Raw genomic sequence first — 15,036 nt, forward strand, 5'->3', positions numbered from 1 at the left:
TCAGAGGACGGCGCGCAGGGCCCGGTCACGGACCATGAGGGCCGCGCGTTTGTCGGGCAGCTCCAGTTCGGCGGAGAACCGGAAGCCGGCGCTCAGGAAGGCGGAGACGGAGGGGGTGTTGCGCAGGTCGGGTTCCGCCACGACACGTGCGCAGGAGGGGCGGTGGTGGAGCACCAGGTCGGCGACATCTCTCAGCAACGACGTGCCGAGGCCGCGCCCGCGGTCGACCACGCCGCCGATCAGGAGGTGAATGCCGGTGTCGTGCGGGCGCGAGGGGTAGTGGCGGGCCAGGGGGTCCAGGTCCGCCCGGTAGATCTCCCAGTAGCTCATCGGCATGCCGTCCAGCACGCCCAGGCAGGGGACGCTGCGCCCGTCTCCGTCGAGCTGGGTGCGCAGGTGGGCCGCGGTGACGTCCTCGGGCCCCGCCAGTTCCCAGAAGGCGGCCACGGCCGGGTCGTTCATCCATCGACTGATCATCGGGAGGTCCCGTGCGAGGCGTACGGGTACGAGCTGGAAGACACCGGCGGAGGTGGTGACGGGGCCCCAGCCTCCGACGCCGTCCAGGAGGTCGTCGTCCGCCGTGTCCGCCCGCCCGTCGCTGTCGGCCAGCAGAGCGATGAGCTCGTCGGGCAGGCGCAGGTCGAGGGTGTCCGCACAGTCGGCGCCGGATGCGGCGGATTCGGTTCCGGCGTCGGTGCTCGCATCGGTGGGAGGCACGGCGTCGCTCCTGTCAGAAGAGGTGGGGCTGTTCCTCAGGAATGAAGGGGGTTGGTGATGGTGACGTAGACGGACTGGGTGTCGACCGGGCCGACGAGCTCGTCGAGGCCGTGCAGCCGGGTCAGCAGGTTGGCCTTGCACCGCAGTACCGGTGAGTCGAGCAGGGAGGAAGGCAGCGAGGTGCGCAACCGATCGGGTCCCGCCGCAACATCAGCGAGGAAACGGCGGAATGCGGCGAGCAACAGCCGCTCGTCCGCGAGCCGTTCGGCGCCGAGCGCACCGATGAGGCCGAGGACGTTGTTGATGCCGAGGTAGTAGGCGAACCGCTCGTCCGTGACCTCGTCGGAGACGAACGTGTCGCTTTCCCGGCCGATTCCGGGGAGTCGGCGCTCCAGTTCCGCGCGACGTGACTCGCGGAAGTAGTAGCCCTGGTTGTCGCGGTAGCGGCCGCCGACGGGCCAGCCGTCGGGGTCGAGCAGGAGGAGCGTGTTCTGCTGGTGCGCCTCCAGAGCGACGCCCGCCTCGCTGTCCAGCCAGAGCACGGGGCGGACGACGGACTCGAGGTAGCGCAGGAACCACTCGGTGGCCACGGCGCCTCGCGGGCGTCCCGTCCGTCCGGCGAGCCGTGTGATGGTCTCGCCGAGCCGGGACCGCATCACCGGTCTGTCCTGACAGGCGGGAAGGGGCGACGGGCGTGGTGAGACGAGGCCGGCGAGGCAGGTGGCGTCGTCGCCGGGGACGAAGGGGTTGTGCCGGATCATCACGTCGAGGCCGGCGACGGGCGTGCCGTCCGATCCGGTGACGGCGAGCCAGGCGGGGTCGCGGACCACGTCGAAGCAGGGGTGGGCGGCCTGCCACTGCTCGCCGAGTCCGCTGCGCAGCAGCCGGTGGACCTCGACGCCGCGGTGGAGTTCCTTGCGCAGGTTCTCCCGGCGGGAGTTGGTGATGCGCAGGCCGAGCGACAGCTTCAGCATGGCGGCGGCACCCGAGCGGTAGAGGGTGCGGACGGAGGAGGTGGGAGACCAGGAGGTGCCGTGCGGGCCGAGGTCCTGGAGCAGTCCGGCGTCGAGCAGTTCGGCGGCGGCGGGCCGGTGCCGGAGCTCGCGGATCTGCCAGGGGTGCACGGGCAGGGCGACGCAGTTGTCCGGGAGCGGCAGGTCGGGGCCGGCGAGGCGGGCGGTGAGCCGGTCGGCGGCGACCGTGCGGCCCCGCTCGGTCCAGGCGGAGTCGGCGGCGAGCACGGAGCGGTCGACGGCGAGCCAGTGCAGCGGGAAGGCGCCGCGCAACTCCGGTGAATAGAGGCGGGATTCGGTGTCGGACAGGCCCTCGCGGCTCTTGGGGGTCGGGTGAAGGGGGTGCCCGAGGAGCAGCGACTGCTCGGCAGCGAGGAAGAGGTCCGACGCGTCGTCGGGTCGGTTGCGCCGGTCGGCGATGAACTCGGCCGTGCGCCGGACGGAGTCGGCGACCCGGCCGACCAGGTCGGCGCCGTCCACGGTGTCGCCTGCGGCGCCCCGGGCGGGGGCGGTGCTCGGGGCGGGGGCGGCAGCTGGGGCGGGTGCGGCACCTGGGGCGGGTGCGGCACTCTCGGCGGGCCCGGCGCTCTGGGCCGCTGCCTCGCCCTTGGCCGGACTGGCCTGGCCGACCGGACTGACCGGACTGGCCGGACCGACCGGACTGGCCTGGTCGACCGCACCGCCTTGGCCGACCGCACCGGCCTGACCGACCACACCGGCCTGACCGACCGCACCGGCCTGGCCGATCGCACCGGCGGGGGCGGCGGGTCCGGCCGTCGCGGGTTCCGTGGTGCGGCGGGCGGTCTCGCGGCCGAGCAGGGCGGCGACGGTGACGGCGTCCACGGGCGGCGCGCTGGCCGGTCCGTCCTCCAGGTAGGGGAGGCTGAAGCGGTGCCAGCCGGTGGCGGACCAGTAGTGCACGGGGACGAGCAGTGCCGTGGCGCTGGCCTGGAGGGGGATGCGCAGGACGCCCCGGTCCGGGGCCGGCAGGTTGTTCTCCCTGACCCAGCAACGCAGGAGGTTCTCGACGGCCGCGGCCTGGGCCGCGGTGTGCGCGTCGGGGTGCTCCAGCAGGTCGGTGGACGCGCCGCGCAGGCGCTCGGCCTCTTGGCCGCCACCGTTCTGCCGAGGGACCGTACCGGACTCCGCCACCAGTGAGGTGTGTGCTCCGCACGCGTCTGGGGCGTGGGGCTGGGGGCGGCCTTCGGATGCGGGGGTGGCGTTCAAGAGGGCTTCCTTGTGACGTTGTTCGGGGCTCCGTGTGGCGACGGAGCCGGTGCGCGCCCGGCGTGGTGTGCCCGCCGGAAGCGGCTCGGGTCCGTCTTGGCTATCCGTGGTGGGTGCGCGCCGCGGTGGCCAGCGCGTCGGCGAGACGGTCGAGGACCGCCGCGGCCTGTTCGTCGGTGATGGTCAGCGGAGGGAGGAGCCGTACGACGCTGGAATAGCGGCCTCCCAGTTCGACGATGAGACCACGGCTCAGGCACTCGCGCTGCACGGACGCGGCAAGTTCGGGTGCCGGGGGCCGGGGGCGGGCGGGAGCCGGGAGGTGTTCCAGAGATGCGCCGAGCGGGACCGACACGGTGTCCGTGGGGCTGATGGCCGCCGGGTCCTGCGGGTGCTCGCCCCGCCCGGTGACGGCGGCCGTGGCGGGGGACATGACCGAGCCCGGGGCGGAGCCGGTGCCCGACCGGCCCCCGTCCCGCGTCCGCCCCGGCGCCCCGGCCGCTTCCACGCCACTCGACTCCCCCTCCGGATTGACCAGTTCTACCCCGATCATCAGTCCCCTACCGCGGACTTCGCCGATGCACGGGTGGTCCGCGGCCAGGGAGCGGAGCTCGTCGAGCATCCAGGCGCCGAGGGTGGCGGCACGTTCGGCGAGGCCGTTCTCGCGGACGAAGGAGAGGGTCGCCGCGCCTGCGGCCATGGCGAGTTGGTTGCCGCGGAAGGTGCCGGCGTGGGCACCGGGCGGCCAGACGTCGAGGTCGTCGCGGTAGACGACGACGGCCAGCGGAAGGCTGCCGCCGATCGCCTTGGAGAGCACCAGCACGTCCGGGACGATGCCGCTGTGTTCGACGGCCCAGAAGGCGCCGGTACGCCCCACTCCCGTCTGCACCTCGTCCGCGATGAGCGGGATCCCGCGCGTGGCGGTGATCTCGCGCATCCGGCGCAGCCAGTCGTCGGGCGCCGGGAAGACCCCGCCCTCGCCCTGGACGGGTTCGAGGATCATGCCGGCCGGTGTCCGCACGCCCGACTTGGCGTCGTCGAGGAGGTTCTCCGTCCACCGTGCGGACAGCTCGGCACCGCGGGCGCCGCCGATGCCGAACGGGCAGCGGTAGTCCTGCGGGTAGGGCAGGCGCGCGACCCGTACGTCCAGCGCCCCGCCGGAGACCGCGAGCGCTCCGGCCGTCATCCCGTGATAGGCGCCCGTGAAGGCGAGCATGCCGTCGCGGCCGGTGGCCGCGCGGACCAGTTTCAGGGCCGCCTCCACCGCGTCCGTCCCCGCGGGGCCGCAGAACTGGATGCGGGCGCGGTCCGCCAGGGCGCGCGGCAGGGTCTGGAACAGCTCGGTGGTGAAGGCGTCCTTGACGGGGGTGGCCAGGTCGAGGACGTGCAGCGGTGCCCCGGAGTCGAGGACGTTCCTGATCGCTTCGAGCACCACGGGGTGGTTGTGGCCGAGGGCCAGGGTCCCTGCACCCGAGAGACAGTCGAGGTAGCGGCGGCCGTCGGCGCCCTCGATGGTCATGCCGCGCGCCCGGACCGGCACGATCGGCAGGGCCCGCGCATAGGTGCGTGCCGCCGATTCGCGGGCCGACTGGCGCCGCAGGATGCCTTCCTGGGCCGTGGCGGGAGGCGCGGGGTGCGTCCCGGTGTCCGCCGCGGGGTGCGCGGCCGCGTGCGTCGCGGTCTCCGCCGTGGGCGCCGGCGCACCCTGCGGAGCGGACCGGGTGGGCTGGGGGGCGATCTGCGATGCGGACTGCGTCACGGAATCATCTGCGGACACCGCCGCGGGCGCAGGGTCTGTCACGGCCACGACTGCTGGTCCTCCGGCTGGACGAGCGCGCCGTCCGAGGCGGCTCCGGAGAGCTCCATGTGGGCGTACGCGCGGGCGAGTTGGCAGGGAGGATGAACGCAGGGCGCGACTCCCCCGTACGTACCAACGACGCGAGCCCCGCGGGATCACGGGTCGCCGGAAGATCCTTGCCGTGACGGAACCGTTGCCCTTCCGTCGGCCGTCCCCAACGGCACCGGCATAGTGTGGGGGCCGTTCATCGGCGACCGGTGCACCGCTTCCCCGAGCAAACCCGAGCAAATCCAGCGAAGGGGGCGCCGCACGGGTGGCGACGGGTGTTCCACACCCCGATGTCCAGCACTTTGGAACGATTTCGAGGCCCAGGGGGATTTTCACGATGCGACTCATACGTCCGCTCTTCACCGTTCGCAGTGGGAGGAGCGTGCGCGGCAGGACATCCCCCGTCGCTGCCGTGGCGCTCGGTGCGGCGCTCGTCCTGACCGCCACGGCCTGCGGTCCCAGCGAGGACAACGCCGGCGGCGACTCGTCCTCTTCGCAGCCCGGCGGCAGCGACGGCGACGACAAGATCAGGATCCCGGACGCCTGGAAGAACAAGCTCAAGGAGAACGGGATCGATCTGGACGAGTGGAAGAACGGCGCCTGGAAGAACTGGAACAAGGACGACTGGCTGCGCGAGGCCAACGACTTCGTCAACCCGATCATCAAGGACCTGTGGGACCCGGAGCGGATGCGGGACGCCGACAAGAACCCGGACCGGGGCGTCGACGACAGCGACATCTCCGGTGACCAGGGTGTCACCGACCCGACCCCCAAGCCCGTGGCGGCGGCAGCCGTGAAGACGCCGTACCACGACCAGGTCGCCGAGTCCGGCAAGCTCTTCTTCGACAGCCCCGAGGGCTCGATGGTCTGCTCCGCGACCGTCGTGAAGGACCCGGCCCACCCGGGCAAGTCGAACATGGTGTGGACCGCGGGCCACTGCGTGCACGCGGGCGCCAAGGGCGGCTGGTACCGCAACATGATCTTCGTCCCGTCCTACAACGACAGCGGCAAGTCGGCCCAGGAACTGCAGAACGCCCCCAAGGAAGAGGTCGCCCCCTACGGCGTCTGGTGGGGCGACTGGGCGCAGACGTCCGACCAGTGGATCGAGCAGGGCGGGCCGACCGGCGGCAAGGGCGCGCCGTACGACTTCGCCGTGATCCACGTGAAGCCCGAGAAGGGCAGCGACGGCAAGTCCCTCGAGGAGACGGTCGGCTCCGCGCTTCCGGTGGACTTCAACGCCCCGGCGGTGCCCAGCATCGGCACGATGACGGCGACCGGTTACCCGGCGGCGCCGCCGTTCGACGGCCAGAAGCTGTTCCAGTGCGCCGACAAGCCGGGTCGGCTGTCTCTGACCAGGACCGACCCGACGATGTACCGCGTCGGCTGCACCATGACCGGTGGTTCGTCCGGCGGCGGCTGGGTCGCCGAGGGCCAGGACGGCAAGCCCGCCCTGGTGTCGAACACCTCCATCGGGCCGGTGACCGCGGGCTGGCTCGCCGGTCCGCGCCTCGGCAAGGAGGCCAAGGGCATCTACAGCGCGGTCAGCAAGAAGTTCGCCGACCGCTAGCCCGATGGCCCGGTAGCCGGATGGCCCGGAAGTCCGGTAGCCCAACGGACCAGCAGACCGGCGGACCGGCGGACCGGCGGACCGGCGGACCGGCGGACCGGCCGACGGAGGGCCAGTAGCGCGGGGCAACACACCCGGCGGGCAACCGCAGGGCGGCGGCGGGGCGGCGGAAACCTTCACGACCCCGCCGCCGTTCGTCCTCCACCTCACCGGCATAGTGGGGTGTCGTGTCAACAGGCCCACGCGGCCTGCCGCTTCGGCTCATGACACGTACATGGCAAGCAAGCGTTTCTTCTACACGTTCCAACGGGGGTAACAGCAGCATGCGTTCCACTCGTACGCCGTTCGCGCGCAGCCGCGGACGACGGGCCGCTCTCGCGGCCACCGGGCTCGCGGCGACCCTGGCGCTCACCGCCACGGCCTGTGGCCCGAGCGACGACAAGGCGAGCGACAAGCCCGAAAGCACCACGTCCCAGGGAGCCGACGGCTCCGCATCGGGTTCCGAGTCCAAGCTGCCCGGCGGTCTCGCCGACAAGCTCAAGGAGCGGGGCATCGACCTGGACGACTGGAAGCACGGCGCCTGGAAGGACTGGGACAAGGACGACTGGCTGCGCGAGGCCAAGGACTTCGCCAACCCGGTCATCGCGGGGCTCTGGAAGCCCGAGCGGATGCAGAAGGCGAAGGACCCGAAGAAGACGATCGCCGCGAAGGACGCGACCGCCGAGCAGGGCGCGACCGATCCCGAGCCGACGCCCGTCCGGGCCAAGCCCGAGAAGACGCCGTACCACGAGAACGCGGCGCCCGTCGGCAAGATCTTCTTCGACTCCCCCGAGGGCTCGATGGTCTGCTCCGGCACCGTCGTGAAGGACCCGCGCAACCCGGGCAGGTCCAACCTCGTGTGGACCGCAGGCCACTGCGTGCACGCCGGCAAGAACGGCGGCTGGTACCGCAACATCACGTTCGTGCCCTCGTACAACGACCTGGGCAAGTCCGAGGCCGACCTGCGCAACGCGGCCCCGCAGGAGATCGCCCCCTACGGCCAGTACTGGGCCGACTGGATCTCGACGTCCAACGAGTGGATCAACGGCGGCGGCCCGACGGGCGGCGACGGCGCGACGTACGACTACGCGGTTCTGCACGTGAAGCCGGAGCAGGGCGGCAAGTCCCTGGAGGAGACCGTCGGCAACGCGCTCGACGTCGACTTCTCCGCGCCCGCCGCGCAGAGCGTGAGCTCGATGGGAGCCTGGGGCTACCCGGCCGCGCCGCCGTACAACGGCCTGCTCATGCACAAGTGCGTCGACAAGCCCGGCCGCCTCTCGCTGTCCCCGGCGCTGCCGACGATGTACCGGATCGGCTGCACGATGACCGGCGGCTCGTCCGGCGGCGGCTGGTTCCGCGTCGAGGGCGGCAAGACGAAGCTCGTGTCGAACACCTCGATCGGCCCCGCCGAGAGCACCTGGCTCGCCGGACCGCAGCTGGGCCGCGGCGCCCAGCAGATCTACGACATGATGAGCAAGAAGTACGGCTCGCAGTAGCCCGTACCGCGCACAGCCCGTCGGGGGACGGACGCGCGGGTCCACGGATACGACGAAGGCCCGCCCCGGTGAAAAGGGGCGGGCCTTCGCCTCGTGCGGGTGCCGGCGGTCAGTGCGCGGCCGGCACGTACGGGATCAGTGCGCGGCCGGCACGTACGGAGCGAGCTCCGCGGCGAGCTCCTCGTGCACCTGCGCCTTGAGCAGGGTGCCGTCGGCGGTGTGCTCCTCGGAGAGCACCTCGCCCTCGGCGTGCGCACGCGAGACGAGCTGGCCGTGGGTGTACGGCACGAGCGCCTCGATCTCGACCTCGGGGCGCGGCAGTTCGGAGTCGATGAGCCCGAGGAGCTCCTCGATGCCCGCACCGGTCCGCGCGGAGACCGCGATCGCGTGCTTCTCGTTGCGCAGCATGCGCTGGAGGACCAGCGGGTCCGCCGCGTCCGCCTTGTTGATCACCACGATCTCGGGCACGTCGGTGGCGCCCACGTCCCGGATGACCTCGCGCACGGCGGCGAGCTGCTCCTCCGGCACCGGGTGCGAACCGTCCACCACGTGCAGGATCAGGTCGGAGTCGCCGACCTCCTCCATCGTGGAGCGGAACGCCTCGACGAGGTGGTGCGGCAGGTGCCGCACGAACCCGACGGTGTCGGCCAGGGTGTAGACCCGGCCGCTCGGTGTCTCGGCCCTGCGGACGGTGGGGTCCAGGGTGGCGAACAGTGCGTTCTCCACCAGGACGCCCGCGCCCGTGAGGCGGTTGAGCAGGGAGGACTTGCCCGCGTTCGTATAGCCGGCGATCGCGACCGAGGGCACCTTGTTGCGCCGGCGTTCCTGGCGCTTGATGTCGCGGCCCGTCTTCATCTCCGCGATCTCACGGCGCATCTTCGCCATCTTCTCGCGGATCCGTCGCCGGTCCGTCTCGATCTTGGTCTCACCGGGACCACGGGTGGCCATGCCGCCACCGCCGCCGCCACCCATCTGACGGGAGAGCGACTGGCCCCAGCCGCGGAGCCTCGGCAGCATGTACTGCATCTGCGCGAGGGCGACCTGCGCCTTGCCCTCTCGGGACTTGGCGTGCTGGGCGAAGATGTCGAGGATCAGGGCGGTCCGGTCGACCACCTTGACCTTGACGACGTCTTCGAGGTGGATCAGCTGGCCGGGGCTCAGCTCACCGTCGCAGACGACGGTGTCGGCGCCGGTCTCGAGGACGATGTCCCGCAGCTCCAGGGCCTTGCCGGAGCCGATGTACGTCGCCGGGTCGGGCTTGTCGCGGCGCTGGACGACGCCGTCGAGCACCATCGCGCCCGCCGTCTCGGCGAGGGCGGCCAGCTCGGCGAGGGAGTTCTCCGCATCCTGGACCGTCCCCGAGGTCCAGACACCGACGAGCACCACACGCTCCAGGCGGAGCTGCCGGTACTCGACCTCGGTGACGTCCTCGAGCTCGGTGGAGAGGCCCGCGACACGGCGCAGCGCCGCCCGCTCGGAGCGGTCGAGCTGATCGCCGTCCCGCGCTCCGTCGATCTCGTGGCTCCAGGCGACGTCCTCTTCCATCAGGGCATCGGCCCGAAGACCTTCGGGGTAGTTCTGCGCGAAGCTCTGTGCGTCCTGGGAAGGGGAAGAAGAGGAGGTCATTGGATCCTTACGTCGATACGTCGGTGGGAAGGCGACGGATGCGGGATCCGTCACAGTCGACAACGCCCGGAGTGGTCCGGAGATTCCCGGAACGACCGGATCGGGCCCCGAGATCTCCCCGAGGGGACATCCCGGACGGGCCGCGCCGTCGACCTGACGATGGTTGCACGGCACGCCCCGTCTCGTCACCCGGGTTATTTCCCGGAATTCCAGTCCGGATGCCCCGGCATCGGCGGCGTCTTCTCCCCGTACAGCCAGCCCTCGAAGAATCCGCCCAGGTCACGCCCCGCGGCCTCGGAGGCGGCCCGCACGAAGTCGGCGGTCTCCGCGTTGCCGTCGTGGTGGGTGCGGACCCAGTCCCGCTCCAGGCGTTCGAAGGCCGGCCGGCCGATCTCCTGGCGCAGGGCGTAGAGCACCAGGGCGCTGCCGTCGTACACCACGGGCCGGAAGATGCTGATCTTCTGCCCGGGGGCCGGCGGCTTCGGCCTGGCCGGGGGGCCGCCGGCCGCGCGCCAGTCGTCGGACTGCTGGTAGGCGTTGCGCATGCGCTGCGTGAGGGAGTGCTGGGAGCGCTCGTCGGCGAAGAGGGCCTCGTACCAGGTGGCGTGCCCTTCGTTGAGCCAGAGGTCGGACCAGGAGCGCGGGCTGACGCTGTCGCCGAACCACTGGTGCGCCAGCTCGTGCACCATGATCGAGTCGACGTACCACTCCGGGTACTCGGGGCGCGTGAAGAGCTCTCTCTCGAAGAGAGAGAGCGTCTGGGTCTCCAGCTCGAAGCCGGTCTGCGCGTGGGCGATGAGGACCCCGTAGACCTCGAAGGGGTAGCGGCCGACCTTCCGCTCCATCCACGTGATCTGGCCGGGCGTCTTCTTCAGCCAGCGCTCCAGGACCTTGCGGTCCTTGGTGGGCACCACGTCACGGACGGGCAGGCCGTGCGGTCCCTTGCGGTGCAGCACGCTGGAGCGGCCGATCGAGACCTGGGCCAGCTCGGTGGCCATGGGGTGGTGGGTGCGGTACGCCCACGTGGTGGTGGCGCCGTGCCGGGTGGTGCCGACGGGAAGCCCGTTGGCGACCGCGGTGAGCCCCTTGGGGGCGGTGATCCGGAAGGTGAACTCCGCCTTGTCCGCGGGGTGGTCGTTGCACGGGAAGACGCGGTGGGCGGCGTCGGCCTGGTTGGCCATGGCGAGTCCGTCGCCGGTGCGCAGCCAGCCGCCCTCGGCGCCCTTGGGCGCCACGGGATCGCTGGTGTGCCGGACGGTGATCTCCAGCCGTTCGCCCGGCCCGACCGGCGTGGCCGGGGTGAGGACCAGGTCCTCGCCGCTGCTCTCGAAGTCGGCGGGCGCGCCGTTCACCTCGGCGGAGCGCACCGTGCCGTGCGTGAAGTCGAGGTTCACGCGGTCCAGGGCCTCGGTCGCGTGGGCGTCGATCCTGGTGACGGCGTCCAGCGGCTTGCGGTTGTCGCCGCGGTAGGTGAAGGCGATGTCGTACGACGCCACGTCGTACCCGGGGTTGCCCAGGTGCGGGAAGAGGGGGTCGCCGATGCCGAGCGAGGTGGCCGGTGCGGGGGCGCTCGCCGCGACGAGGGCGGCGGACGCGGTCGCCGCGAGCAGGGCGGCGGCGATGCGGGGCGTGCGGAGGGCCTTCGGCCGGGGGGCCGCGGTCCGTGAGGTGAGCAGCATGAACTACCGCTATCAGCGCGCGTCTTCCCGTAGGTGACGGCGCGCGCCGGGCCACTCGAACGAGTCGCCGCCGGGACGCGGCCCGGCGGTGTCAGTGCGCGGCGGCGGCCGGGTGCTGGGCGCGGCTCACGTCGTACACCCCGGGGACCGCGCGCATCGCCCGCATGAGTCCGGGGAGGTCGGCCGCGTCGGGGAGTTGGAGCGTGTAGGTGTGGCGCACGCGCTGCTGGGTGGGCGGTTCCACGGTCGCCGAGATGATCGCCACGCCTTCGAGGGCGATGGCTTCGGTGAGGTCGGCGAGCAGGTGGGCGCGGCCGAACGATTCGGCGGTCAGGGTGACCCGGCACTCTGCGGAGTCTCCCCAGCGCACGCCGATCTCCGGGCGCCCCACTTCCTTCATGCGCTTCACCGCGGGGCAGCCGACCCGGTGGACGGTCACGACGCCCCCGCGCACGGCGAAGCCGGTGACGTCGTCCGGCGGCACCGGCGTACAACATCCGGCCAGGCGCGCGCTGGCGCCCTCGCGGTCCACGACGGCGTTGGCGGCGGCGGACCGCGGGGCGGCGTCGTCCGGGCCGGTCAGGGCCGTCGGCGCCTGCTGGACCGGCCGCTGCGCGGACGGTGCCGGCGCGGGCGCCGCGGGGGCGGGGTGGGTGGTGAGCCAGCGCCGGATGGCGATCCGCGCGGCCGGGGTCCTGGCGTGGTCGAGCCACTCGCGCGAGGGCCCGGAGGCGGCGTCCTGGCCCATCAGCAGCTGGACCGTGTCGCCGTCCCGCAGGACGGTGCTGAGGGTGGCGAGGCGGCCGTTGACGCGCGCCCCGATGCAGGCGTGCGCGTCCTCGCCGTACTGGGCGTACGCGGCGTCCACGCAGCTGGCGCCCGCGGGCAGGCCCAGGGTGCCGCCGTCGGGCCGGAAGACGGCGATCTCGCGGTCCTGGGCGAGGTCCTCGCGCAGCGTCGACCAGAACGTGTCCGGGTCGGGCGCGGCCTGCTGCCAGTCGAGGAGCCGGGAGAGCCAGCCGGGCCGCGTCGGGTCCACGCGCTCGTCCTCGGCGCCCGCGACGGGCTCCTCCGAAGGAGGAGCGTAGGGGTTGCGCAGCGCGACGACGCCGGCCTCGGCGACCTGATGCATCTGGTGGGTGCGGATGAGTACCTCGGCGACCTCGCCGTCGGAGCGGGTCACGGCCGTGTGCAGCGACTGGTAGAGGTTGAACTTCGGTACGGCGATGAAGTCCTTGAACTCCGAGACGACCGGCGTGAAGCAGGTGTGCAGCTCGCCGAGGACCCCGTAGCAGTCGGCGTCCTCGGTGACGAGGACGAGCAGGCGGCCGAAGTCGGCGGCCCGCAGGTCGCCGCGCTTGCGGTGCACGCGGTGCACGGAGACGGAGTGCCGGGGCCGGATCAGGACCTCGGCCGTGATGCCGGCGTCGCGCAGCACGGCGCGGACCTGGTCGGCGATGTCCCCGAGGGAGTCGCCCTCGGCGGCGGCGTTGGCGGCGATGAGCGCCTGGACCTCGGCGTGCTCCTCCGGGTGGAGGATCGAGAAGACGAGGTCCTCCAGCTCGGTCTTGAGCGCCTGCACCCCGAGGCGCTCGGCGAGCGGGATGAGCACGTCCCGGGTGACCTTGGCGATGCGGGCCTGTTTCTCGGGGCGCATGACGCCGAGCGTGCGCATGTTGTGCAGGCGGTCGGCGAGTTTGATCGACATGACGCGTACGTCGTTGCCGGTGGCCACGAGCATCTTGCGGAAGGTCTCGGGCTCGGCGGCCGCTCCGTAGTCGACCTTCTCCAGCTTCGTGACGCCGTCGACCAGATAGCAGACGTCGTCGCCGAACTCGGTGCGGACCTGGTCGAGCGTGACGTCCGTGTCCTCGACGGTGTCGTGGAGCAGGGAGGCGGTCAAGGTCGTGATCTCCGCGCCGAGTTGGGCGAGGATCAGGGTGACCGCGAGCGGGTGGGTGATGTACGGCTCGCCGCTCTTGCGCATCTGGCCGCGGTGGGAGGACTCGGCGAGCACGTACGCGCGGCGCAGCGGCTCCAGGTCCGCGTCCGGGTAGTGGGCCCGATGGGCCTCCGCCACATGGCCGATCGCGTCGGGAAGACGGTCCCGGGTGCCGGACCCGAGCAGGGCCGCACGGCCGAGCCTGCGCAGGTCGAGACGGGCGCGCCCGCGCCTGCGCTGGGCCCCGGACGTCACGGGGCCGGGCGTGGCAGGGTTCGTAGCCTCCGCACTCATGAGCACCTCCGGCTGCTTCGACCGGCGGTGAGCGGACGGTGGCGTACTCCGTCCGGGCCGGTGCTTGATGCTACCGAGCCCATCACGCGGCGCTGACCGCCTCTCGCCGAGCGTGAAACGGATCACCCATTCGAGCGACAGTTCATGCGAGTACCGTTTCGAGCCATTCGGACGCGATCTCGCCCTCGGCGACGATCACCGCGCCGCCCGTCATCTCGATCTCGCCGTCGGGCCGCTCGGTGATGACCAGGCGGCCGCCGGGGAGGTCGACGGTGTACGTGACCGGGGCTCCGGTCCTGGCCGGGTCCACGCCGTCCCTGCGGGCCGCCGCGACGGCCACGGCGCACGCGCCCGTGCCGCAGGAGCGGGTCTCGCCGGCGCCGCGCTCGTGCACGCGCAGGGCGACGTGCCGGGGGCCGCAGGGGACGACGAACTCGACGTTGACCCCGTCCGGGTAGGCGGAGGCGGGGCTGAAGGGCGGCGGCTCGTACAGGTGGCCCGCCTCGGCGAGGTCGTCCACGAAGGCGACGGCGTGCGGGTTGCCCATGTTGACGTTGCGCGCGGGCCAGCTGCGGTCGCCGACCGAGACGGTGACGTCGCCCTCGGGGAGGCGCGCCTTGCCCATGCCGACGGTGATGTCGCCGCCGGACTCCGCCTTGGCGATGTGCACGGTCTTCACGCCGCCGCGGGTGGCGACCGCGAGGTCTCCCTCGCCGACGTGTCCCGCGCGCTGCAGGTAGCGGGCGAAGACCCGGACTCCGTTCCCGCACATCTCGGCGATCGAGCCGTCGCCGTTGCGGTAGTCCATGAACCATTCGGCACGGTCCGCGAGGTGGCGTGCCTCGGGGTGGGCGGCGGAGCGCACGACGTGCAGCAGGCCGTCGCCGCCGATGCCCGCGCGGCGGTCGCACAGGGCGGCCACGGCGGCCGGGGGCAGCTCGACGGTGTTGTCGGGGTCGGGGACGATCACGAAGTCGTTCTCGGTCCCGTGCCCCTTGAGGAAGGCGATCCGCGTGCTCATTCCTCGATCGTACGGGGTGGCGCCGACAGCGGACCCACACGGTCTCGCCGGGCGGTCGCCCCGCGGTGAGGGCGGGCCTCCCGGGGGCTCAGCGGAGCCGCGCGACCCGCCACACGGCCAGCACCACGGCGCCGAGCAGGAGCAGGGCGTACGCGGAGACGACCCGCCAGTCCGGCCGGCACCCGGAGCCGCGCTCGGGCAGACCGGGCCAGGTGTGCCCGACGCGGCGGGCGGCCATCATGCCCCAGCCCGCGGCGCAGCAGCTGATCAGCAGGCCCAGCATGGCGACGACGGCACCGCCGTCACCGAACTCGAAGGCGAGCGGGAAGGCGAACATCAGGGAGCCGACCGCGGCCAGGATCACGATGGGCGCGAGCTGCCAGACGCGCAGCCGGGGCTGCGGCCGCAGCTCGACCTCGACCTCGACGTCCGCCGACATCTCGTCCGCGCCGGGACCGTCGTCCGTCACGCCGCCCGGGGTCTCGTCGGGACCGTCGGGACTCAGCTGCTCGCCGCCTTCATGTGCGGTGTCACGAGGGCCGGCCTCCATCGCCACGCGCCCTCCCACTTCG

The 15,036-nt window shown here is 72.5% G+C and carries 10 protein-coding genes; 2 read left to right on the top strand and 8 right to left on the bottom strand.

Features of this window, described 5'->3' with window-relative positions; translation table 11 throughout:
• The 3 genes from ACFYXE_RS26300 to ACFYXE_RS26310 all read right to left on the bottom strand — a co-directional run bounded on the left by ACFYXE_RS26300 (position 1) and on the right by ACFYXE_RS26310 (position 4,557).
• A complete protein-coding gene (locus ACFYXE_RS26300) occupies positions 1-717 on the bottom strand; it encodes a GNAT family N-acetyltransferase (RefSeq protein WP_389316197.1) in 717 nt (238 codons plus the stop codon).
• A gap of 35 nt (positions 718-752) precedes the next feature.
• On the bottom strand, positions 753-2,957 hold the full coding sequence (locus ACFYXE_RS26305; RefSeq protein WP_389316199.1) for an IucA/IucC family protein: 2,205 nt from the start codon (positions 2,955-2,957) through the stop codon (positions 753-755).
• A gap of 100 nt (positions 2,958-3,057) precedes the next feature.
• Positions 3,058-4,557 (bottom strand): diaminobutyrate--2-oxoglutarate transaminase family protein, encoded by a 1,500-nt coding sequence (locus tag ACFYXE_RS26310; RefSeq protein WP_389316293.1) that lies wholly within the window; start codon positions 4,555-4,557, stop codon positions 3,058-3,060.
• 580 nt (positions 4,558-5,137) lie between these two features.
• On the opposite strand from ACFYXE_RS26310, the gene ACFYXE_RS26315 reads away from it, so the two are divergent.
• Complete coding sequence (locus tag ACFYXE_RS26315; protein ID WP_389316201.1) at positions 5,138-6,367, top strand: trypsin-like serine peptidase; 1,230 nt, start codon at positions 5,138-5,140, stop codon at positions 6,365-6,367.
• 323 nt (positions 6,368-6,690) lie between these two features.
• Positions 6,691-7,902, top strand: coding sequence for a hypothetical protein (locus ACFYXE_RS26320; RefSeq protein WP_361165942.1), 1,212 nt, complete (start codon positions 6,691-6,693; stop codon positions 7,900-7,902).
• Between the two features lie 135 nt (positions 7,903-8,037).
• Here ACFYXE_RS26320 and hflX read toward each other — a convergent pair whose 3' ends face one another.
• From hflX to ACFYXE_RS26345, 5 genes are all read right to left on the bottom strand, one after another.
• Positions 8,038-9,528: a GTPase HflX gene (gene hflX, locus ACFYXE_RS26325; RefSeq protein ID WP_361165944.1), complete on the bottom strand. Its 1,491-nt coding sequence runs from the start codon at positions 9,526-9,528 to the stop codon at positions 8,038-8,040.
• 194 nt (positions 9,529-9,722) lie between these two features.
• Entirely contained in the window at positions 9,723-11,207 is a 1,485-nt protein-coding gene (locus ACFYXE_RS26330) for a M1 family metallopeptidase (RefSeq protein WP_389316204.1), read from the bottom strand.
• A gap of 91 nt (positions 11,208-11,298) precedes the next feature.
• Complete coding sequence (locus ACFYXE_RS26335; RefSeq protein ID WP_389316206.1) at positions 11,299-13,443, bottom strand: RelA/SpoT family protein; 2,145 nt, start codon at positions 13,441-13,443, stop codon at positions 11,299-11,301.
• Positions 13,444-13,585: 142 nt separating this feature from the next.
• Positions 13,586-14,464 carry a diaminopimelate epimerase gene (gene dapF / locus ACFYXE_RS26340; protein WP_389316208.1) on the bottom strand — a complete coding sequence of 293 codons (879 nt, stop codon included), beginning with the start codon at positions 14,462-14,464 and terminating at the stop codon, positions 13,586-13,588.
• Between the two features lie 88 nt (positions 14,465-14,552).
• Positions 14,553-15,014: a hypothetical protein gene (locus ACFYXE_RS26345; RefSeq protein WP_361166055.1), complete on the bottom strand. Its 462-nt coding sequence runs from the start codon at positions 15,012-15,014 to the stop codon at positions 14,553-14,555.
• Positions 15,015-15,036: the final 22 nt, after the last annotated feature.

The organism is Streptomyces sp. NPDC002564 (genome assembly GCF_042889645.1).
In the GTDB taxonomy this organism is placed as follows: Bacteria; Actinomycetota; Actinomycetes; order Streptomycetales; family Streptomycetaceae; genus Streptomyces.

Bases quoted from the DNA above. Each gene is read 5' to 3' on its own strand.
- ACFYXE_RS26315 (WP_389316201.1), top strand. From the start codon at position 5,138: ATGCGACTCATACGTCCGCTCTTCACCGTTCGCAGTGGGAGGAGCGTG.
- ACFYXE_RS26320 (WP_361165942.1), top strand. From the start codon at position 6,691: ATGCGTTCCACTCGTACGCCGTTCGCGCGCAGCCGCGGACGACGGGCC.
- hflX (WP_361165944.1), bottom strand. From the start codon at position 9,528: ATGACCTCCTCTTCTTCCCCTTCCCAGGACGCACAGAGCTTCGCGCAG.
- ACFYXE_RS26330 (WP_389316204.1), bottom strand. From the start codon at position 11,207: ATGCTGCTCACCTCACGGACCGCGGCCCCCCGGCCGAAGGCCCTCCGC.
- ACFYXE_RS26335 (WP_389316206.1), bottom strand. From the start codon at position 13,443: ATGAGTGCGGAGGCTACGAACCCTGCCACGCCCGGCCCCGTGACGTCC.
- dapF (WP_389316208.1), bottom strand. From the start codon at position 14,464: ATGAGCACGCGGATCGCCTTCCTCAAGGGGCACGGGACCGAGAACGAC.
- ACFYXE_RS26345 (WP_361166055.1), bottom strand. From the start codon at position 15,014: ATGGAGGCCGGCCCTCGTGACACCGCACATGAAGGCGGCGAGCAGCTG.